The sequence below is a fragment of the Sphingomonas sp. Leaf38 genome (genome assembly GCF_001421825.1).
Taxonomy (GTDB): Bacteria; Pseudomonadota; Alphaproteobacteria; order Sphingomonadales; family Sphingomonadaceae; genus Sphingomonas.
Genome location: NZ_LMLD01000011.1, coordinates 1,743,646 through 1,764,668 on the forward strand (window position 1 = coordinate 1,743,646; position 21,023 = coordinate 1,764,668).

Genomic DNA, 21,023 nt, shown 5'->3' on the forward strand with positions numbered 1-21,023 from the left:
GCGGGGGAGCATCAGTGAGGATCAGCCGCCGAAGCCGCGGCCGCCGAAGCCGCCGCCGAACCCTCCGCGCGAGATCACCGAACTGCGCGTCTGGACGCGCGCGGGGGCCCGCGCCGTCGTCGGGGTGAACGCATCCGAGCCGACGCGCATGCGGCCCGTCACATAGTCGCGGTTGATCCGGCCGCCGGCGCCACCGTAATAATTGCCCTCACGATCGCGGTACATCGGCGCGCCGCGATTGCCGAACCCGCCGTTGAGCGCCTGCCCGACGAGGAAGCCGGTCAGCAGCGGCGTGAAGAAGCTGCCGCCATTGCCGTTGTTGCGCGGTTCGCACTGCGCGGCGCCGAACTGCTCCTCGCAGGTCTGCTTGTCCTCGAAGCGCGGTGCGGTCTTCGCCGCATCGGTCTTGGCCTGCTCGAACGCGGTGTCGCACTGAACCGCGGACAGCGCGCCTGCCGCGCGGCACTCGGCGACGGAGGCGTAGCTCTGCGCCTCGACCGGCTTGCCGCCGACATCGCCGTCGCACGCGGTCAGCGAGATGCCCGATCCTGCGATCAGGCTGGTGAGGACGATCGATCTGGAACGCTTCATGGGTGCTTCCTCAGTTCGTCATGCAGGCAGCGTTGAGGATGCCGACGCACAGCGAGATGCTTGCCATATAGGTCGCCGCGGCGATTTCGCCGCGCTGGATCCGCGCGTTGAAGTCGCGCATCACGAGACGCTGGACGACCAAAGCCGTGACGATCTGGATGACGCCGGCGAGCAGCGCCCAGACCGCGAATTCGACCAGCGAAACCGTATGCGTCAGCGCCGAGGCGAGCGGCAGGACATAGCCGAGCAACGCCGCGCCCAGCGTGATCGCTGCGGCGGTGTTGCCCTCGCGGATCAGCGACTTCTCGTGATAGGGCGTCGCCACCTGATAGACGATCTTGAACGCGATCGTGAACACGCCCGCCGCGACGAACGCGATCAGGAAGGCGAGCGCGCTGGCGCCGAAGCTGTATTGGTCGATCATGGCAAGTCCCCCGGAGCCGTTCGGCGGTGATGCTAGGCCCTGAACTCGCCGAGTTCCAGTGCCACGCCGAGCATGATCTCGAACGATACCTCGCCCGCCTCGTTCTCCTGGTCGATCGCGAGCAGCAGTTCGCGGCCGTCGTCACCCGGCAGCTCGCGCCCGAACAGCATGCAGGTCTGGAAGATCCGGCGGTCGACGATGCCGTCGCGGTCGTCGTGAAGATCTTCCCAGAACGTCACCGGTTCCTGTTCGCTCGCCTCGGGCCCGAACCAGAAGCGTCCATATTCGGGCAATCCCTCGGCGGTGAAGGTCCGCGCCTTGAGACGGTTCTTCCACGCCGGGCGCTCGGCGGACGAGGAGGGATAGGCGCTGTCCCACGGCGCGAACAGCGTGACGTCGGTCACGTCCTGGCCCGCGCGGTCGTTCGACACCGCCTGGAACATGATGTCGTCGTCGGTGTAGAAACGGTGGACGAACCCGCCTTCGTTGAGGTTCACCAGCCCCTGCGCGACGATCACGAGCGTGTCGCGGTCGAACGGGAACAGGAGTTCCGATCCGAACCGCCGCCAGGCGAGCGGATCGACCGTCACCGTCCGTCCCAGCGTGACGTTGCGGACGACGGGCAGCGCGTTTTCGTCAAGCGCTGGCTTGCGGCCGAACAGGCGATCGAACATGCAATCCTCGTATCTTTGTTGAGGGCCTGCATAGGGCAAAGCGGCCGGGCGAGCAAAGCGCAACCCCCCGTCATCCTGACGAAAGTCAGGACCCAGAGCCACACCCGCCGCGCTTCGTAACCCTGGATCCTGACTTTCGTCAGGATGACGGAGGGAAGAGCGTAATGAGAGGTGGAGGGAGGGTGGCAGGCGCTTGGGAAAGGCCTATGTGTGCGTCACGCGACAAGCACGGGAGTTCTCGCATTGACCGACATCTGGACCGTCCGCAGCCTGAAGGCCGCGCTCGACACGTCAGCGCCTGCAAAGGCGGGAGAGTTCACCGCGCGGATCCTGGAAGGCGCGGACCCGGTCCTGCTGGTGACGATGCACCAGCACGGAGATCTCGAGCTGTTCGTCAACGTCAGCGAGGCGCAGATCGCGTGCTCGACGTTGCTCTGGCCGTGCGACGAGCAGGAGGACCAGCTGGCGTTCAACACCTTCCTGCTGAAATCGCAGAAGCTGGTGCCGCTGTCGAACTTCGGGATCGGCACCGTCGACGGCCGCGATTATTACGAGCTGTTCGGCGAACTGGCGACGTCGAGCCCGCTCGATACCGTCGTGATCGAGCTGCGCACGCTCGCCGAGAATGCGATCGATGCGGCCACCGACCTGCGCCACGCGCAGATTCCTGCCGCCTGATTTAGATACAAACGGAGAGACTGGCATGGCCATCTGGAGCAAGCTTTTCACCCTCGGTCGTGCCGGCGCGCACGAAGCCGGCGCTGCCGTCGTCGACGCGAACGCGCTGCGTATCCTCGACCAGGAAATTCGCGATGCGGACAAGGCGCAAGGCAAGGCACGCGACGATCTCGCCGGGCTCGTTGCGCGCCGCCGTATCCTGGAGACCGAGGTCGAGAGTTTCCGCGCGCAGGCGACGAAGTACGAGGCCTCGGCGCGGATTGCGGTCGAGAAGGGCAATATGGATCTTGCGCGCCAGGTCGCGCAGCGGATCGCCGATCTCGAACAGGACATCGCGCTGAAAAGCCCGCAGGTCGAGGACATGCGCGCCGCCGAGGAGCAGATCCACACCGCCGTCGCGCAGACCGACCGCAAGATCGAGCAGCTCCGCCGCGAGGTCGAGGTCGTGAAGGTCAACGAGTCGGTGCAGAAGGCGCAGGCCTCAGTCGCGTCGGGTAGCATGGGGGCGGGCAACAAGCTGGGTTCGGCCGCCGACAGCCTCGCGCGGATCCGCGAACGCCAGGCGATCCGTGGCGAGCGGATCAAGGCGGCGGGCGAACTGGAAGACCGCCGCACCGGCGCCGATCTCGACGAGAAGCTGCGGCTGGCGGGGATCGGCCCTGGCCAGTCGTCGGCGGACGACGTGCTTGCGCGGCTGACCGCGCCCAAGACGCCGGAACTCGGCCAGACGCTGCAGATCGGCCAGCGCGACGACACCAAGACGTCGGACAGCTGATGCGCCGGATCGCGGTCGACCCGCGCAGCGACTGGCGTGAGCGGGCGGACGCGATCGGGTTCGTCTATCACGACACCGATGGCGAACCCTATTGGGACGAGGGCGCGGCCTACGCGTTCACGCTGGCGGAGATTGAGGACGATCTAGAGCCGGCGGCGGAAGAGCTCCACGCGATGTGCCTCGATCTGGTCGACGAGGTGGTGCGCGACCAGCAGTTGATGGAACGCCTCGCCATCCCGCGCGAGCAGTGGAACTACGTCGCGGAGACGTGGCGGACGCGCCAGCCGTCGCTCTACGGCCGGTTCGACTTCGCCTATGACGGGACGGGGCCGGCCAAGCTCTACGAGTACAACGCCGATACGCCGACATCGGTGTTCGAATGCGCGACGTTCCAGTGGATGTGGCTCGAGGATTTGCTTGCTAGCGGCGCGCTGCCGGCAGGGACGGACCAGTTCAACAGCCTGTTCGACAAGCTGCGCGAGCGGTTCCGCGCGCTGTTTCCGAGCGGTGGGTTCGTCCACTTCGCCGCGGATGCATCGGCGGTCGAAGACCGCCAGACCGTCCGCTTCTTCGAGGATCTGGCGAGCCAGGTCGGAATCGAGCCCAAGTTCGTCGAGATGAAGGATATCGGGCTCGCCGCGGATGGGCGCTTCGTCGATACCGACGGGTATGAGGTGCAGGCGGCGTTCAAGCTGTATCCGTGGGAGTTCATGCTGCGCGAGCCTTACGCGCCGAACCTGTCGCGGGCGTACGTGCGCTGGATCGAGCCGGCGTGGAAGTCGATCCTGTCGAACAAGGGCATCCTGCCGCTGCTGTGGGAGCGGCACCCAGAGCATCCGAACCTGCTGCCGGCGTTCTTCGACGACGATCCCGCCGCGCAGATCCTGGGGCCGAAATTTGTGCGGAAACCGCTGTTCTCGCGCGAGGGGGCCAATGTCGAGGTGATCGGGGACGCAGCGCATGCGGTGCTCGATCAGGGCTATGGCGCCGAGGGTGCGATCCGGCAGGCCTATGCGCCGCCCCCGGTGTTCGACGGGCGGCATCCGGTGATCGGCGCGTGGATGGTCGGCAACGAAGCCGCGGGGATCGGCGTTCGGGAGGATGACACGGTCGTGACGCGCAATCTCGCGCGGTTCGTGCCGCATATCATCGAGGCTTGACATGACCGACGCGCGCGAACTTCCCCCCTTGCCGCCGATGGAGCGGTTGGTCGAACTCATGTTCGACGCCGTGCGGATGGGGCGCGACGAGATGATCCCTGCGCTGTTGCAGGCGGGGGTCGATATCGAGGTGACCGATGCGAAGGGCTACACGCCGCTCGTGATCGCCAGCTACAACGGGCAGGCCGTCGCCACTGCGGCTTTGCTCGCGGCGGGTGCCAAGGTCGACGGTGCTGCGGACGCGCGTGGCAACACGGCGCTGATGGGGGTGTGTTTCAAGGGTTATGCGGAGATCGCGCAGATCCTGCTCGATGCGGGGGCGGATGTGAACCGGCGCAATGGCGTCGGCCAGACCGCGCTGATGATGGCCGCGCTGGTGGACCGGACGGCGATCATCGACCTGTTGCTGGAGAATGGTGCGGATGCTTCGGTTGCGGATGCTGCGGGCAACACCGTGCAGTCGCTGGCGATGTCGCAAGGCAACACGGCGTTGGCCGCGCGGTTTTCGACGAGCCGAGCGTAGTTGTTAAACACCACCCCGGCGAAGGCCGGGGCCCAATTGGGGAGCGGCGCTAACGAAGCGTAGTCTCCTGTTACTGCAACCTTCCCAATCGGACCCCGGCCTTCGCCGGGGTGGGGCAAAACTGAGCCAGGTTGTGCTGGTCAATCGGTCCCATGCGTCTTGGGCAACACGGCGCCGACATGAGTTTCGCCGCGGGCTTCGGCTAGTCGCATCTGCCGCTCGCGTTCGGCATAGCCGGCGCGCTGATCCGCATCGCGCGCGTCGTGGCAGGCCGGGCAGCTGATTCCCTCGACGTATAGAGGCGAGGCGCGGTCCGCGACGCTGACCGGCATGCGGCAGGCGTGGCACAGGACGTGGCTGCCGGGCACGAGGCCGTGGCCAACCGCGACACGCTGGTCGAAGACGAAGCATTCGCCTTCCCACAGGCTTTGCGCTTCGGGGACCGTCTCGAGATATTTGAGGATGCCGCCCCTGAGGTGGTAGACATCCTCAAGCCCCTCGGCCTTCAGGAAAGCGGTCGATTTCTCGCAGCGGATGCCGCCGGTGCAGAACATCGCGATCTTGGGCGGCGGGCCGTCGCCAACCAGTTCGGCGCGATGCGCGCGAAACCACGCCGGAAAGTCGCGGAAACTGCGCGTGTGCGGATCGACCGCGCCGGCGAACGTGCCGACCGACACTTCGTAATCGTTGCGCGTATCGATCACTATCGTTCCCGGTTCGGCGATCAGCGCGTTCCAGTCCGCGGGCTCGACATAATGGCCGACGCCGCCCAGCGGATCGATCGTCGGCTCGCCCATCGTGACGATCTCGCGTTTCAGCCGCACCTTCATGCGGTGGAACGGCATCGTCTCGGCGCGCGACTCTTTCACGTCGAGGTCGGCACACCCCGGCAATGCACGGATATGCGCGAGAACGGCATCGATCCCCGCCTCGGACCCGGCGATCGTCCCGTTGATCCCCTCAGGCGCGAGCAGCAGCGTGCCCTTCACCCCGTTCGAACAGCAGGCGAGCGCCAGCGGCGGCTGGATCGCGGCGATGTCGGCGAACGGCGTGAAGCGATACAGCGCCACGACGCGGATGGGGAGATTTTGGGTCATCGGTTCATCGTGCAGGGAAGGAGGTGTGGTCCCTTAGCGCACCGCGTCCGCCGCGTCAGCCTGCGGTGACGATCATCCCGTCAACCACCGCGACCGGCCAGGGGGCCAGTCGCGTTCCGCCGCAGGGCCCGCCGACGCACGCGCCGGTGTCGATCGCGAACAGCGCCGAATGCCAGCTGCACGCGATCAGGTCGCCGCGCGGGGTGAGGTAGTCGTCAAGCACCTGCGCGAGCGGCAGGCCCATGTGCGGGCAGCGATCGACATAGCCGACCACCGCGTCGTCCTTGCGCACCACGAACCCGTGGAACCGCCCAGCGCGCATCTGCACCACGAAGTTGCGGGCCTTGCCCTCGGCGACCGTGTCGAGCGGCGCGAGCTTGATCCCGGCGGGCGTGGCGGTGAGCCGCTCGCCGTCGCTCATGGCCGATCCGCGTCCGGTTGCTGGTCGGGGTGGGCGGCGGCGAAGGCGGGCAGGGCGCGGGCCGTGTCGGCGGCGGCCTTGAGATGCGGGTAGGGCGAGAGATCGACCGCGAACCGCTCGGCGGAATAGACCTGCGGCACCAGGTGGCAGTCGGCGATCGTCGGCGCCGCGCCGAATGCGAAGCCATGGCCATGCTGCGCGATCATCACCTCCAGCGCGGCGAAGCCCTCGCCGATCCAGCGCGCGATCCAGTGGTTCACGGCGGCATCGTCCGCGCCGAACTCGCTCCGCAGCGCGTTGAGGATGCGCAGATTGTTCACCGGGTGGATATCGCACGCGATCGTCGCGGCCATCGCGCGAACGACCGCGCGGCCATTCGCGTCGGCGGGGAGCAAAGGTGGATCGGGATAGGTCTCGTCGATCCATTCGAGGATCGCGGGGCTCTGCGTCAGGACGGCGTCGTTGGTTTCCAAGGCCGGCACCAGCCCCTGCGGATTGAGCGCGTGGTAGCCGGCCTCGCGCTGCGCATCGGTGCGTAGGTCGTACGTGACCTGCGCATAGTCCACGCGCTTCAGGGCAAGCGCGATGCGGACGCGGTAGGCGGCGGTCGAGCGCCAATAGCCGTGGAGCGTCGGGGTCACCGCGGCAGGACCGCCTTGGGGAAATCGGACCAGACCGCATCGTAATCGAGCTGTGAATGGTCCAGCGCATAGGCGGTCGGTGCGTAGGGCCAGCAGCTCTCGAGCATGAACGCCATCGTGCCGTCGATCTTGTGCGGCTTCAGGTCGGCCGCGCTCGCGCCCTGCCAGCTTGCCAGGTCGGGACCATGGCCGGACATCAAATTGTGCAGCGAGATGCCGCCCGGCGCGAACCCTTCTGCCTTGGCGTCATAAGCGCCCGTGATCAGCCCCATCGCCTCGGACATGATGTTGCGGTGGAACCAGGGCGGGCGGAACGTCCCCTCCGCCACCATCCAGCGCGGCGGGAAGATCACGAAATCGGCGTTCGCGCGGCCCGGCACGTCGCTTGGCGAAGTCAGCAGCGTGAAGATCGACGGATCGGGATGATCGAAGCTGACCGTGTTGATCGTGTTGAACCGCGACAGGTCGTAGCGCCACGGGGCGAGGTTGCCGTGCCACGCGACGACGTCGAGCGGCGAATGATCGAGCGTGGTCGTCCACAGCGATCCCATGAACTTCTGGACGACCTCGACGGGTTCGTCGCGATCCTCGAACCAGGCGACCGGCGTCTCGAAATCGCGCGGGTTGGCGAGGCCGTTGGCGCCGATCGGCCCGAGATCAGGCAGGCGGAACAGCGCGCCGTGGTTCTCCGCGACATAGCCGCGGGCCTCGCCATCGGGAAGCTCGGCGCGGAAGCGGACGCCGCGGGGTACCAGCGCGATCTGGCCGGGGGCGATATCGATCCGGCCGAGTTCGGTCAGCAGTCGCAGTCGGCCCTTTTGCGGCACGAACAGCAGCTCGCCGTCCGCATCCATGAACACGCGGTCACTCATGTCGGCATTCGCGGCGTAGACGTGGAGCGCGACGCCCTCGAGATCGGCGGGGTCGCGGTTGGCGAGCATCGTCGTCATGCCGTCGATCAGGTCGGTGCCGGGAGCAGGGGCCTCGATCGGGTCCCAGCGCAGGCGGTTGGGCGCGAGCGGCGCGTCGGTGGTGCCGGGCGCGAACCGCTTGGCGCCGCTGTAGCGCTCGAATGGCGGATGCTCGGCGGTCGGGCGCATCCGGTAGAGCCAGCTGCGGCGGTTCTCGTGACGCGGCGCGGTGAAGGCGGTGCCGGAGAGTTGCTCGGTATAAAGGCCGAACGCCGGGCGCTGCGGCGAATTGCGGCCGATCGGCAGCGCGCCGGGGACGGCTTCGGTCGAGACGTGGTTGCCGAAGCCGGGGAGGTACCCGGCGCTGTCGTTTCTGCTCTGGCCGGCGGTCTCGCCTGCGGTGTTGGTCGGCTGGTGGATTGTCATGGCTTCCTCTCCGTCACCTGTTCCGATCAACGCCCGGACCGCCGGCCGTTCAAACTTCTAGCCCTCTCCCTCTGGGGAGAGGGAGGGAGACGCGCGCTTGCGCGGCGGAAGGGTGAGGGCACGCGCTGGCGTTGCGCGTGCCCTCACCCTCGGCGCTGGCGCGCCTTTCCCTCTCCCCTGAGGGGAGAGGGTTTCAGCGATCAGGCGTCGACGGTCACTACACCACGGCGGATCTGGTCGAGTTCGATGCTCTCGTACAGCGCCTGGAAATTGCCGTTGCCGAAGCCTTCATTGCCCTTGCGCTGGATGATCTCGAAGAAGATCGGCCCGAACATATTCTCGGTGAAGATCTGGAGCAGCAACCCCTCCTCGCCGACATTGCCGTCGATCAGGATGCGGTTGCGGCGCAGGCGTTCGAGGTCGTGGCCGTGGTTGGGCACGCGCTTGTCGACCAGCTCGTAATAGGTCTCGATCGTGTCCTGCAGCTTGACGCCGCGCGCGCGCAATTTCTCGACCGTCTCGAAGATGTCGTCGGTGGTCAGCGCCAGATGCTGGATGCCCTCGCCGTTGTAATCCTTGAGAAATTCCTCGATCTGGCTCTTGTCGTCCTGGCTTTCGTTCAGGGGGATGCGGATCGCGCGGTCGGGCGCGATCATCGCCTGGCTGAACAGACCGGTCGCCTTGCCCTTGATGTCGAAATACTTCTGTTCCTCGAAGCCGAAGATCTGGCCGTAGAATTCGGCCCAGGTCCGCATCTGGCCACGCTTGACGTTGTGCGTGAGGTGATCGAGCAGGTCGAGCCCGACATTGTTCTCGGCTTCCGCTTCGGCTGCGCCCGGCACGGCGTTCCAGTCGTCGTACAGGCTGCCCGCAGCGCCATGCTTGTCGACCAGATACAGCAGCGAACCGCCGATTCCCTCGAGCACATAGCTGCCCTCGCCGAGTGCACCCGTGCTGGCATCCGCCGCCTTGGCGCCGCGCGCGATCGCCGCGTCGAACGCTGCCTTTGCGTCATGAACGCGGAACGCCATGCCGCTTGCCGACGGTCCGTGGTCGGCGCGGAATGCCGCCGCATGGCCACCGTCTTCGCGGTTGAGCAACAGGTTGATGCGGCCCTGCTTGTACCGGGTCACCGCCTTGGTCGGGTGGGTCGAGGCGGCGACGAAACCGAACTGCTCGATCTGCGCGGCCATCCGGTCGGGATCGGGCGAGGTGAATTCGGCGAACTCGAACCCGTCGAGACCCATCGGGTTTACGTCCATATGGTCCATGACTCGATCCTTCGATTGGTATCCGTTGTTACCAATCTGCCGTCTTGATCAACTGGTGTCAATCGTTACGATCTCGCTATGGCTGACCGCGCGCTCGTCCTGGACGATTTCATCCCATATCGCCTGTCGATCACCTCGAACCTCGTGAGCGAGGCGGTGGCCGATACGTATGAGGCGCTGTTCGGGCTGACGATTCCGGAGTGGCGGCTGGTCGCCGTGGTGGCCGAAGCCGGCGGGATCACGCAGCAGCAGGTGGGCCAGCAGACCCGCATGGACAAGGTCACGGTCAGCCGCGCGGCGATCGCGCTGGTCGAGCGCGGGCTGATGCAGCGGCATGCGAACCCCGACGATCGGCGGTCGCATCTGTTGCGGCTCACGGACGACGGCCGCACGCTGTACGCGTCGGTCGCACCGAAGGCGGTCGATCTGGAGCGTCGGATCTTCGCTGGGTTCTCGGGCGCGGAGGTCGAGCAATTCGTCGCGATGCTGCGGCGGATCGATGCCGTGACGATCGACCTGGTTCAGGACTCCCACGGCGGGATCGGCGACCAGAGGCCGCGCAGATAATCGAGCAGCGCGGTCGCACCCGACGACACCGGCCCGCGCGCGTGCACCGCATAGATCCCGACATCCGCAGACCCGGCCAGCGCGGGCAGGACGCGGACGAGCCGGCCGCTCGCAAGGTCGGCGCTGACGTCCCACAGAGACCGCAGCGCGATGCCCACCCCCGCCAGCGTGAGTTCGCGGACGACTTCGCTGGAGTTGGTCGCGACATAGCTCGGGCGGTCGATCGTGACGGCGCCGTCGGGGCCGGCGAGGCGCCACGGCATCTGGCCCTTCGCCGCGAGCAAGCGGTGCGTCTTGAGATCGGCTGCTTCGCACGGCGCGCTGTAACCTGGTGCCGCGCAGAGGACGCGACGGCTGTCGGCGAGGCGGTAGCCGGTCAGACTGGGCGGCACCGCAGGCGCGATCCGGATCGCGAGGTCGAGCCGGTCGCCGATGACGTCGGAATATCCGTCGGACAGATCGAGGTCGAGTTGGACCCCCGGGTGCGCGTCGAGGAACGGCTTGAGGTGCGGCGCGATATGGAGGCGGCCGAAGGAAGTCGGCGCACTGACCCGCAGCGGCCCGGTCGGCGTCTCAGCGCGATCCGACACGCGCGCCTCGGCATCGCGGATCGCGGCGAGGATCGCCACCATGTCGCGGTGATACGCAGCCCCCCGAGCGGTCAGCTCGAGCCGGCGCGTGGTACGGTTGAGCAACCGTACGCCGAGCCGCGCCTCGAGCCGCGCGATCCGCTTCGATACCATCGCCGGGGAGATGCCGAGCGACCGCCCCGCGGCGCTGAGGCTGGTGGTGCGGACGACTTCGGCGAAGAGCACGATATCGGGGTCCATTCGTTCTCCTGGCGATCAACAGCTTTCGTTTTATAGTGTCTAGTGGCGAAGGTGGCGGGCGTCTATCGTGCTGCCAGAGCAGAGGAGAGCAGCATGGCCGAGATGATCGAAAAGGCAGGTCTGAAGATCGCCGCGCCGCTGGTGGCGTTCATCGACACGCAGGCGCTGCCGGGCACGGGGCTCGATGCCGCCGCGTTCTGGCAGGGCGTTTCCGACATCTACGCCCGGTTCGCACCCGAAAATGCCACGCTGCTGGCGGTTCGCGAGGACCTTCAGGCGAAGATCGATGCGTGGCACGACGCCCGCGCCCGCAGACCGATCGACCAGCCCGACTACCAGGCGTTCCTGCGCGAGATCGGCTATCTGGTCGATGAGCCTGCACCGTTCGCGGTCGCCCCGACCAACGTCGATGCGGAAGTCGCCACGCTCGCCGGCGCGCAGTTGGTGGTGCCGATCCTCAACGCGCGCTTCCTGTTGAACGCTGCGAACGCGCGGTGGGGGAGCCTGTACGACGCGCTCTACGGCACCGACGCGATTGCCGGTGCGGCGTCCGGAAAAGGCTATGACGCTGGCCGTGGCGCGCAGGTGATTGCCTGGGCGAAGGCGTTCCTCGACGATGCCGTGCCCTTGGCACGTGGGTCGTGGACCGACTGGACAGGCGGCACGCCCGAGCTTGCCGATCCCAGCCAGCTCGTCGGGCATGCGGCGGACAACCTCCTGTTGCGTCACAACGGCCTGCACATAGAGCTGGTGATCGACGCTCAGCATCCGATCGGTCGCGACGATCCGGCGCATTTGGCCGACGTCGTGCTTGAATCCGCGCTCAGCACGATCGCCGACCTCGAGGATTCGATTGCCGCGGTCGATGCCGAGGACAAGGTCGCCGCCTATGCCAATTGGCTCGGGTTGATGAAGGGCGATCTGACCGCCAGCTTCGACAAGGGCGGCCGCACGGTCACGCGGTCGCTCGAACCGGACCGGCCGTACACCTCCCCCGATGGCCGCGCGTTCACGCTGCCCGGCCGCAGCCTGATGTTCGTGCGCAACGTCGGCCACCTGATGACCACGCCGGCGATCCTTCTCGCCGACGGCAGCCAGGCACCCGAGGGCATTCTCGATGGCATCGTGACGTCGCTGATCGCGCTGCACGACCTGAACGGCACGGGCGAGATCCGCAACAGCCGCGCGGGCTCGATCTACATCGTCAAGCCGAAGATGCATGGCCCCGACGAAGCCGGCTTCACCAATCGTCTGTTCGACGCGATCGAGGATTTGCTCGGCCTCGCGCGCCACACGATCAAGGTCGGCGTGATGGACGAGGAGCGCCGCACCTCCGCCAATCTCGCCGCGTGCATCGCGGCGGTGAAGGACCGGGTCGTCTTCATCAACACCGGCTTCCTCGATCGCACCGGCGACGAGATGCACACGTCGATGCGGGCCGGGCCGATGATCCGCAAGGGCGACATGAAGGCCTCGTCGTGGATCAAGGCGTATGAGGACCGCAACGTCCAGATCGGCCTCGCCTGCGGGCTTAGCGGCAAGGCGCAGATCGGCAAGGGCATGTGGGCCGCGCCCGATCGAATGGCGGACATGCTCGCGCAGAAGATCGCGCATCCGATGACCGGCGCGAACACGGCGTGGGTTCCGTCGCCGACCGCAGCGACGCTGCACGCGACGCATTACCACCGCGTCGACGTGTTCGCGCGGCAAGCCGAACGTACCACGGAACCAATCGCGCCGCTCGATGCGCTGCTGACGATCCCGGTAGCGACCGGGCACAACTGGCAGCCCGAGGAGATCCGCGAGGAACTGGAGAACAATGCGCAGGGCATTCTCGGCTATGTCGTGCGCTGGGTCGACCAGGGCGTCGGCTGCTCCAAGGTGCCCGACATCCACGACATCGGCCTGATGGAGGATCGCGCGACGCTGCGGATCAGTTCGCAGCATATGGCGAACTGGCTGCTCCACGGCATCGCGACGCCGGACGAGGGGGACGCGGCACTGCGGCGGATGGCCGCCAAGGTCGATGCGCAGAATGCGGGCGATCCGCTGTACCGGCCGATGGCGGGGCATGAGGACGAAAGCCTGGCGTTCCAGGCCGCCCGCGCGCTGGTGTTCGATGGCCTCGCGCAGCCGAGCGGCTATACCGAGCCGCTGCTCCAAGCGTACCGCGCGCGAGCCAAGGAAAGGGACGCCGCCTGATGCCGCTCTATGCGATCGAGGGACACCGCCCGACGCTGGCGGACGACGTGTGGGTTGCGCCGTCCGCCGACGTGATCGGCGACGCGCGACTGGGGGAGGGGGCGAGCGTCTGGTTCGGCGCCGTCATCCGTGCGGACAACACGCCGATCGTCGTCGGCGCGCGGACCAATATCCAGGAGGGTGCGATGCTGCATTCCGATCCGGGCGCCCCGCTGACCGTGGGCGAGGGCTGCACGATCGGCCATCACGCGATCCTGCACGGCTGCACCATCGGCGACAGCGTGCTGGTGGGGATGGGCGCGACGATCCTCAACCACGCGGTGATCGGCGAGAATTGCCTGATCGGCGCGAACGCGCTGGTGACGGAGGGGAAAGTGTTTCCCGCGGGCAGCCTGATCGTCGGCGCGCCGGCGAAGGCGGTGCGCGCGCTGTCGCCCGAGGCGATCGCCGGGCTCAGATTGTCGGCCGCGGGCTATGCGGCCAAGCAGCGTGTCTATGCGGAAGGGCTCGAGCGGATCGATGACTAGGGGCCAGCGCACGGCGCCGGCCCCCGTGCATTACAGGCCGAAGCGCAGCGTCGCGCGGAAATCGCGACCTGCAAGCGGGGCGAAGTCCTTGAGGAAGCTCGTTGCACGCCGTGCGTTCACGTCGAACAGATTGTTCGCGCTCAGCAGCAGCGTCGTCTTCGAGTCCTTGCCGAACGGGCTCAGACCGATCGAGGCGTTGACCATCGTATAGTCGTTGGTCTTCGTCTCGAACGCGGCGATGCGATTCTGGTCGAACACATGCTCGACCTCGACGCGACCGTTGATCCGGTCGCCCTGCGCCTCGATCCCGCCGAGCACGCGCATCGGCGGGATGCGCGGGACCGGGCCCTGGTCGACGATGTTGGCGTGGACGTAGTCGCCGAGCACGTCGGCGTTGACCGCATAGCCACCGATCTGCGCAAGCTTGACTGACGCATCCGCCTCGAACCCGTAATAGCGCGCGTCGGCCTGTTGATACTGGAAGCAGGGCAGATCGACCACGCGCCCGGATGGAGTGGCGGCCGCCTGGCAAACCGACGCTGCGACCTGGTTCTCCGAGATATAGTTGGAGAACCAGTTGTAATAGGCCGACGCGTCGAAGCTGAAGCCATCGCCATGCGCATGCAGCGTGCCTTCGAGCCCCCACGACTTCTCCAGCCTGAAGTTGGGGTTGCCCAGTTCGTAGGCCTGCGTGCCGGCGTGTGCGCCATTCGCGAACAGCTCCTCGCCCGAGGGCGCGCGCTCGGTCCGCGATCCGTTCAGCCCGACCCGGATGCTGTCGGTGAGGGCATAGGATGCACCGAGCGACCCCGATACCGAATGATAGCTCTGGCTGCCGCGGAAGAAGCGCAGATCGTCTTCGGGCGTGCGCGCGGCGAGATCGGTGATCTCGTAGCGCAGACCGCCCTCGGCGCGGAACTTGCCGGATTCATACTGTTGCAGCGTGAACAGCCCGGTCTGGTTGGTCTCGTTCTTCGGCAGAAACGCCTCGTCGCCGACCACGTTGAAGATCCGGTTGTAGAACTGCACGCCCGAAGCACCCTGCCAGCCACCGCGGTTCGCCTGGACGATTTCGAGGCGCCCTTCGAGGCCCTTGTTGTAGAATGCGGTGCCGACCGACCCGTCTTCCTCGAGCTCGAAATGGCGATAGCTTGCCTGCCCGACGCGGACGCGGATCTTGCTGATCAGGTCGCCGCCGGTATCGATCTCGCCGCGCAGGTCGACGCGGTTCTGGACGATATCGAGACGCGGCGCTTCCTGCTCCTGGCCGGGCAGCGTCGCATAGCGGATCGGCACGCCGTACAGGCTGTCATAGTGGCTGTACGACACGCCGAGGCTACCCGTGTCGGTGATGATCGCGGCGCCGGCGCCGGCGGTCCAGGTTTCCGCCTGCGTGTTGGGCAGCTTGCCCTTCAGCCGGGCGGAGGCGGCATAGTCGATCGGATCGGCCTCGTTAGGATCGACGGGCACCGCTGCCGTCGCCAGCGCCTGTGCGCGCGCATCGCGCGAGAGGATGTAACCGCCGGTGCGCAGATCGCCCGACTTCAGATACGAGCCATCCGCGTGCAGCACGAGGTGCTGGCCGACCGCGACGTCGCCGGCCATGCCGCCCGAGCGCTCGTCGGCGGCCGAGCCGTAATTCGCGATCCCGTTCACGCGATAGCCGGTCTCGGGCACCGAGCGCGGGATCCGCGTGTCGATGACGTTGACGACACCGCCGACAGCCGACGTGCCGTAAAGAAGCGCGCTTGGCCCGCGGAGGATTTCGATGCGCTCGGCGAGCAGCGGATCGATGATGACCGCGTGGTCGACAGAGGTGTTCGAGACGTCGATCGAGCCGATCCCGTCGGTGAGCACGCGGATGCGATCGCCCTGGAAGCCGCGCAGGATCGGGCGCGACGCACTCGGGCCGAACGAACTGGCGGATACGCCGGGCTGCCGCGCCAGAGTCTCGCCGAGCGACGGGCGCAGCTGACGCGTGAGTTCCTGCCCGGTCAGCACGGTCGTGCCCTGTAGCACGTCGCGCTCGCTGGTCTGGAGCGGTGCGGTAACGATGATATCGCGCGGGTTCGTCGCGCCGACCGGCGTTGGGGGTGGGGCAGGGGTGGCAGCATCCGCGGGTGCAGTCTGCGCGTGCGCCTGAGTGGCGAGGAGTGCAGCCAGGGCGGTGGCTCCAAACAGCATCGTCTTCATCAAATTCCCTTTGGTCTTCCCTGTATGACAACCCGGGTATGTTTAATGATACATCATATCAAGTGACAATATCGCCATGATCGGTAATGGGCACCATGCTGTTGCCGCGTTGCAACATGCGCGGCGGACGCGCTGGGCGCGGGCGTCGTCCTCGTTGCGTCTGCGCTCACCCTGCCGTGATCAGCGTCTTGATCCGGCCGGCAAGTGCCTCCATCGCGAACGGCTTGGTCATCACATGCATGCCCGGATCGAGCAGGCCGTTGCCGATCACCGCATTCTCGGCATAGCCGGTGATGAACAGGATTTTCAGCGCGGGCCGTCCGATCCGCGCGGCATCCGCCATCTGGCGCCCGTTCATCCCACCGGGCAGTCCGACATCGGTCACCAGCAGGTCGATCCGCGCGTTCGACTGAAGGATCTTGAGCCCCGCTGCGCCATCGGCCGCCTCGATCGCGGCATAGCCCAGTTCCTCGAGCACCTCCATCACCAGCATCCGCACGGTCGGTTCGTCGTCGACCACCAAGACGGTCTCGCCGGCGCGTGCCCGCGGCGCATCCGCGAGTTCGGCATCGACGTCGGCGCTCTCCGCCTCGCCGAAATGTCGTGGGAGATACAGGCAGACGTTGGTGCCTTCACCGACCTCGGAATAGATCCGGATGTGACCGCCGGACTGGCGCGCAAAGCCATAGATCATCGACAGGCCGAGCCCGGTACCGAGTCCGAGCGGCTTGGTCGTGAAAAAGGGATCGAACGCCTTGGCAATGATCTCGGGCGTCATTCCCGTGCCGGTATCGGAGACGCATAGCGAGACATATTGCCCAGGTTCGAGATCGCGTTCCTGCGCAATCCGCGTGTCGATCCAGCGGTTTGCGGTCTCGATCGTCAACCGGCCGCCCTCGGGCATCGCGTCGCGCGCATTGATGCACAGGTTGAGCAGCGCGTTCTCGAGCTGGTTGGCATCGACCAGCGTCGTCCACAACCCGACCGACTCGACCACTTCGGTCTCGATTCCCGGTCCGACCGTGCGCCGAACGAGGTCCTCGAGACCCGAGACGAGCCGGTTCACGTCGGTCGGCCTGGGATCGAGTGTCTGGCGACGCGAGAAGGCCAGCAGCCGGTGCGTCAGCGCAGCGGCACGCTTGGCAGCGCCTTGCGCGGCGAGCGAATAGCGTTCGACGTCGTTCAACCGTCCTTGCGCGATGCGGATACCAAGCAGTTCGAGGCTGCCGGTGATACCGGTCAGCAGATTGTTGAAATCATGCGCGATGCCGCCCGTCAGTTGGCCGACGGCTTCCATCTTCTGGCTCTGGCGAAGCGCCTCTTCGGTCGCCATCAGTTCGCGCGTGCGCGCCGCGACCTGCTCTTCCAGCGTCTCGTTCCAGCGCGCCATTTCGGCGGTCTGGCGGCGGCTGTCGTCGATATCGGTGTTGGTCCCGACCCAGCGCAGGATCGTGCCGTCGGCGGCGCGCACCGCGTCGGCGCGGACCAGGAACCAACGATAGACGCCGTCCTTGCCACGCGCGCGAAATTCGACGCCGTACCGTTCGCCCGTTCCCAGAGCATGGTGCCAAGCGTCTGCCGCCGCTGGATAGTCTTCGGGATGAATCTGGTTGGCCCAGGTCGTCATGCCGTCGAGCGCGCCGGGTTGCAGCCCGTTAAAGGCATAGACTTGCTGGTTGAACCAATAGAGATAGCCATCGGGGCGCGCCGCCCAGATCTGGTTCGGGACGGCTTCGGCGAAGACGCGGAACTGCTCCTCGCTGGCTCGCCGATCCGCTTCGGCGCGTAGTCGTTCGGTCGCGGACCGGACGCGGTCGGCAACCTCCCGCATCAGCAGCAGGTCGTCGTCGCTCCAGGCGCGCGGCACAGCATTGTTCGCGTAGAGCAACGCGACGAAATCATCCTGCTCGACGAGCGGCATGTTGACGAACGACGCGGCGCTGATTGCTTTCAGCACGGGCGCGGTCGCCGACGTCCGCGGGTCGAGCGCGACATCGGTGATCGCGACGGTGCGGCCGAGCTTCAGATCCTCGATATAGGAGCCGTGATCGCGAAACTTGAGCGTTCCGGCGATCGTCGTCACGCCTGGCGCGTTCCAGTCGCGTTCGACGGTGATCGTCTCCCGCACCGTGTCGATGACGCCGTATCCAACCCGGCTGACGTTTAACACCGTGCCGAGGATTCGCGATGCGACATATGCGATCTCGTCGGGGTCCGTCAGGTCGCGGATCGCATCGCCCAGTTCGAGCAATGCGTTTTGCCGCAGATCGGCCTGTTTGCGGGCGGTGATGTCGAAGCTGACACCGGGGAAGCGCAGCGGCGTGCCATCAACGGCAAGGCGGCACCGGCCCTGCGCAGCGACCCAGCGGACCGCGCCATTAGGCTGGAGGATGCGATATTCCGCCGAGAAATCCCCGCCCGTTTCCATCGCATCAGCAATCTGCGTGCGGACGGCGGGCAGATCGTCGGGGTGTATCCGACCAAAGAATTGCTCGAGCGGCGCACCCTTGCGACCCGTTTCGGCGGGAACACCGTACAGGTGCGTGAATCGATCGTCCGCCTTGACCCGATCGGTGGGAACATCCCAGTCCCACGTTCCTATTCCGTTTCCAGCGGTCAGCGCCTGGTTGAGCCGTTCCTCGCTCTCCTGCGTGACGATCGCGGCGCGGCGACGATCGGACACATCGTTGAACAGGATCGCGACCATGCGCGCATCGGGGGTGCCGATCCGGAACGCGTGGACATCGAACCACCGTTCCATCTGTTCGGATCCGTGCTCGAACCGCACGGATTCGCCGGTCAGCGCGACTTTCCCGTAGGTATCGAACCAGAATCGCTCGAGATCGGGGACGATCTCGCGTGCGGTGCGACCGACCACGTCGGTCAGACCGGTCTGCGCCTCGAACTGCGGGTTGACCTCGATGAAGCGGTAATCGCTCGCGGTGCCGTTGGGATCGAAGATCATCTCGACGATGCAGAACCCCGCATCGATCGCTTCGAACAACGCCCGGTATCGCTCCTGCGCCGGGATCAGTGTCTCGGCCGATGCCGTCGGAGAAGGGGGAGACTGCATCACGCTCGTATTTCGACAAGAGGGGTAGGGTAACAGACGGATAGGATCGGGATGGACAGGATCGGGCCACGCAGCAAACGCACACCGCCGGCAAGACGATCCATCATCCCCGCCGCATCCGCCGCGTATCCAGGGCGCATAGTCGGTACCCCATGCCACACCTTCGACCAGTATGGCTCCGCGACGAGCAGGAGCCGTCCTGCCAGCGCATTTTTCAGCCCTTTGGCTGAGGGCGGAAGAGCAATAGCGCGGTCATCACCCCGTCGATCCCGCCCGAAGATAGGTCAACCGCTTCGATGCAGATCGGACGTCGATCCGCGCTAGACCTTGGCCAGCGCGTCAGGCAGCAGGCGTGCCAGTCGGTCGGCCCATGCCGAACACCCGTCGGTCGAGCCAAGCAGATCTTGCCGCACCTCGATCTCGGCATATGGCCGCCGTTCGGGATAGGCGTGACGCGGGATCGTATAGTCGATCAGGTCCATCCGGTAGGGCTGGTTGTCGCCGACAACCAGATCCGCCTCCTGGCGCAGCACGTCGAGCAGCGCATGCGCGAACGCGGTGTCGCCGCCGTCATGCAGGATGCCGATATGCCAGGGGCGGTCCTGATCCCGCAGCGCGCCCTGCATCGCCGGCGTGAAGCTGTGCAGCGCGACCAGCACCGTCGCCATGCCCGCCGCATCGCGCCGCGCGATCTCGTCTGCGATCGCCGCCTGGTAGGGCGTATGGATCTCGGCAAACCGCGCGGCGCGGGCCGCGTCGTCGAGCGCGGCGTTGCCCGGCACGACCGTCGCGTCGCTGACCTCGGCGATCAGATCGGGCTGGCTCGGGCTGCGGTTGCAGTCGATCACCAGCCGCGAATAGGTCTGTCGGATGAACACCGCGTCGAGCCTTTGCGCGAGCAGCGCGCCGAGCTCGCCAACGCCGATGTCCCAGCCGATATGCCGCGACAGGTCCGTGTCGCTCAGCCCCAGCGACCCCAGCGCCTGCGGTACGGCATTTCCGGCATGATCGCCGATCAGCAGGAACGATGACGCGCCTTTGGGGTTGACCACCATGACCGGTGCGGCATCTTCGGTCCCAAGCAGCGATTGGCTGGCAGTGCTGTTCATGCGACGTGGATCCTCGATGCCATCTCTAACGCTTTCTCATGTAACCAAATACGCGTATCGCCAACCGGTTGCGTTCGGCGAGCACCGGATCATGGTTCGGCCGCGCGAAAGCTACGACCAGCGGCTGATCGACACGCAGCTCACGATCACACCCGAGCCCTGTGACGTGCGCTGGCTGCACGACGTGTTCGGCAATGCGGTCGCGATCGCCAGCTTCGACAAGCGCGCCAAGGACCTCGTGATCGACAGCCGCGTCCGGCTCGATCACAGCCCCGCCGAACTCCAGAACGTCGATATCGAACGCTATGCGCGCTTTTATCCGTTCACCTATTCGTCGGAGGAAATGCCCGACCTACTCCGTTCGATCGAGCGCCAGCATCATGATCCGCTGCGCCAGATCGACACCTGGGCGCGGCGCTTCGTCGCGCCTGGCGGGCAGACCGATACGCTCGCGATGCTCTCCGAAATGACCGCGGCGATCAAACGCGAGTTCACCTATGTCCAGCGGCCCGAAAAGGGCACGCAATCGCCGATCGAGACGCTTGCGCGGCGCAAGGGCACGTGCCGCGACTATGCAATGCTGATGATCGAGGCGGTGCGCGCGCTCGGTTTCGCGGCGCGGTTCGTCTCGGGCTATGTCTACAATCCGACACGGCGGGAGAGCCGCACCGGCGGCGGCAGCACGCATGCCTGGGTCCGCGTGTATATCCCCGGTTCGGGGTGGGTCGAGTTCGATCCGACCAACGGCATCGTCGGCAACCGCGGGCTGATCCGCGTCGCGGTCGCCCGCGATATCTACCAGGCGGTCCCTGTGTCCGGCACCTGGAGCGGCTTTCCCGGCAGCTTTCTCGACATGACAGTGTCGGTCGACATCACCGTCGACGAGGATGAGACGGTCATGCAACATACATCGCTAACAGCTTGAATAGG

20 protein-coding genes are annotated in these 21,023 nt (G+C 66.4%); 8 read left to right on the top strand and 12 right to left on the bottom strand.

Annotation, left to right across the window (positions count from 1 at the left end):
• Window positions 1–21 precede the first annotated feature (21 nt).
• From ASE88_RS15360 to ASE88_RS15370, 3 genes are read right to left on the bottom strand one after another with little or no spacing between them, the layout of a single operon-like run.
• Window positions 22–591, bottom strand: coding sequence for a DUF1190 domain-containing protein (locus tag ASE88_RS15360; RefSeq protein WP_056479139.1), 570 nt, complete (start codon window positions 589–591; stop codon window positions 22–24).
• A gap of 10 nt (window positions 592–601) precedes the next feature.
• A complete protein-coding gene (locus ASE88_RS15365; RefSeq protein WP_055877364.1) occupies window positions 602–1,015 on the bottom strand; it encodes a DUF350 domain-containing protein in 414 nt (137 codons plus the stop codon).
• A 32-nt stretch (window positions 1,016–1,047) separates the two neighbouring features.
• Window positions 1,048–1,689, bottom strand: a complete 642-nt coding sequence (locus ASE88_RS15370) for a DUF2491 family protein (protein WP_056479142.1) — start codon at window positions 1,687–1,689, stop codon at window positions 1,048–1,050.
• Between the two features lie 243 nt (window positions 1,690–1,932).
• Between ASE88_RS15370 and ASE88_RS15375 the strand changes: the two genes are divergently transcribed.
• Genes ASE88_RS15375 through ASE88_RS15390 form a run of 4 tightly spaced genes read left to right on the top strand, consistent with a single transcriptional unit; the run spans window position 1,933 to window position 4,825 of the window.
• Entirely contained in the window at window positions 1,933–2,367 is a 435-nt protein-coding gene (locus tag ASE88_RS15375) for a YjfI family protein (RefSeq protein WP_056479145.1), read from the top strand.
• 25 nt (window positions 2,368–2,392) lie between these two features.
• Window positions 2,393–3,142 carry a PspA/IM30 family protein gene (locus tag ASE88_RS15380; protein ID WP_055877354.1) on the top strand — a complete coding sequence of 250 codons (750 nt, stop codon included), beginning with the start codon at window positions 2,393–2,395 and terminating at the stop codon, window positions 3,140–3,142.
• Window positions 3,142–4,302, top strand: a complete 1,161-nt coding sequence (locus ASE88_RS15385) for a glutathionylspermidine synthase family protein (protein ID WP_056479148.1) — start codon at window positions 3,142–3,144, stop codon at window positions 4,300–4,302. Before ASE88_RS15380 ends, ASE88_RS15385 begins: the two co-directional genes overlap by 1 nt.
• 1 nt (window position 4,303) lies before the next feature.
• Window positions 4,304–4,825, top strand: a complete 522-nt coding sequence (locus ASE88_RS15390) for an ankyrin repeat domain-containing protein (RefSeq protein WP_056479151.1) — start codon at window positions 4,304–4,306, stop codon at window positions 4,823–4,825.
• A gap of 140 nt (window positions 4,826–4,965) precedes the next feature.
• On the opposite strand, the gene ASE88_RS15395 is transcribed toward ASE88_RS15390, so the two are convergent.
• The 5 genes from ASE88_RS15395 to hppD all read right to left on the bottom strand — a co-directional run bounded on the left by ASE88_RS15395 (window position 4,966) and on the right by hppD (window position 9,592).
• Complete coding sequence (locus ASE88_RS15395) at window positions 4,966–5,922, bottom strand: rhodanese-related sulfurtransferase (RefSeq protein ID WP_056479154.1); 957 nt, start codon at window positions 5,920–5,922, stop codon at window positions 4,966–4,968.
• Between the two features lie 55 nt (window positions 5,923–5,977).
• The gene (locus tag ASE88_RS15400; RefSeq protein ID WP_056479157.1) at window positions 5,978–6,343 is read right to left on the bottom strand and encodes a Rieske (2Fe-2S) protein; all 366 of its coding nucleotides are present in this window, start codon (window positions 6,341–6,343) and stop codon (window positions 5,978–5,980) included.
• Window positions 6,340–6,984, bottom strand: coding sequence for a maleylacetoacetate isomerase (gene maiA / locus ASE88_RS15405; RefSeq protein WP_056479160.1), 645 nt, complete (start codon window positions 6,982–6,984; stop codon window positions 6,340–6,342). Before maiA ends, ASE88_RS15400 begins: the two co-directional genes overlap by 4 nt.
• Window positions 6,981–8,321: a homogentisate 1,2-dioxygenase gene (gene hmgA / locus ASE88_RS15410; RefSeq protein ID WP_082466570.1), complete on the bottom strand. Its 1,341-nt coding sequence runs from the start codon at window positions 8,319–8,321 to the stop codon at window positions 6,981–6,983. The genes maiA and hmgA overlap by 4 nt, the downstream gene beginning before the upstream one ends.
• Before the next feature lie 200 nt (window positions 8,322–8,521).
• Complete coding sequence (gene hppD, locus ASE88_RS15415) at window positions 8,522–9,592, bottom strand: 4-hydroxyphenylpyruvate dioxygenase (protein WP_056479164.1); 1,071 nt, start codon at window positions 9,590–9,592, stop codon at window positions 8,522–8,524.
• A 78-nt stretch (window positions 9,593–9,670) separates the two neighbouring features.
• On the opposite strand from hppD, the gene ASE88_RS15420 reads away from it, so the two are divergent.
• On the top strand, window positions 9,671–10,159 hold the full coding sequence (locus ASE88_RS15420; protein WP_056479167.1) for a MarR family winged helix-turn-helix transcriptional regulator: 489 nt from the start codon (window positions 9,671–9,673) through the stop codon (window positions 10,157–10,159).
• Here ASE88_RS15420 and ASE88_RS15425 read toward each other — a convergent pair.
• Window positions 10,114–10,989 (bottom strand): LysR family transcriptional regulator, encoded by an 876-nt coding sequence (locus tag ASE88_RS15425; protein ID WP_056479171.1) that lies wholly within the window; start codon window positions 10,987–10,989, stop codon window positions 10,114–10,116. The genes ASE88_RS15420 and ASE88_RS15425 overlap by 46 nt on opposite strands.
• Window positions 10,990–11,082: 93 nt before the next feature.
• On the opposite strand from ASE88_RS15425, the gene ASE88_RS15430 reads away from it, so the two are divergent.
• Window positions 11,083–13,191, top strand: coding sequence for a malate synthase G (locus tag ASE88_RS15430; RefSeq protein WP_056479174.1), 2,109 nt, complete (start codon window positions 11,083–11,085; stop codon window positions 13,189–13,191).
• On the top strand, window positions 13,191–13,718 hold the full coding sequence (locus tag ASE88_RS15435) for a gamma carbonic anhydrase family protein (RefSeq protein WP_056479177.1): 528 nt from the start codon (window positions 13,191–13,193) through the stop codon (window positions 13,716–13,718). The genes ASE88_RS15430 and ASE88_RS15435 overlap by 1 nt, the downstream gene beginning before the upstream one ends.
• Window positions 13,719–13,748: 30 nt before the next feature.
• Here the strand turns inward: ASE88_RS15435 and ASE88_RS15440 are convergent, their stop codons facing one another.
• The 3 genes from ASE88_RS15440 to ASE88_RS15450 form a co-directional block, all read right to left on the bottom strand.
• On the bottom strand, window positions 13,749–15,911 hold the full coding sequence (locus ASE88_RS15440; protein WP_055877323.1) for a TonB-dependent receptor: 2,163 nt from the start codon (window positions 15,909–15,911) through the stop codon (window positions 13,749–13,751).
• A gap of 166 nt (window positions 15,912–16,077) precedes the next feature.
• Window positions 16,078–18,984 carry a PAS domain-containing protein gene (locus tag ASE88_RS15445; protein WP_082466571.1) on the bottom strand — a complete coding sequence of 969 codons (2,907 nt, stop codon included), beginning with the start codon at window positions 18,982–18,984 and terminating at the stop codon, window positions 16,078–16,080.
• 320 nt (window positions 18,985–19,304) lie between these two features.
• Window positions 19,305–20,093 carry an N-formylglutamate amidohydrolase gene (locus ASE88_RS15450; protein WP_056479180.1) on the bottom strand — a complete coding sequence of 263 codons (789 nt, stop codon included), beginning with the start codon at window positions 20,091–20,093 and terminating at the stop codon, window positions 19,305–19,307.
• Window positions 20,094–20,109: 16 nt separating this feature from the next.
• On the opposite strand from ASE88_RS15450, the gene ASE88_RS15455 reads away from it, so the two are divergent.
• Window positions 20,110–21,018: a transglutaminase family protein gene (locus ASE88_RS15455; protein WP_056479183.1), complete on the top strand. Its 909-nt coding sequence runs from the start codon at window positions 20,110–20,112 to the stop codon at window positions 21,016–21,018.
• The last annotated feature ends 5 nt before the right edge of the window (window positions 21,019–21,023 follow it).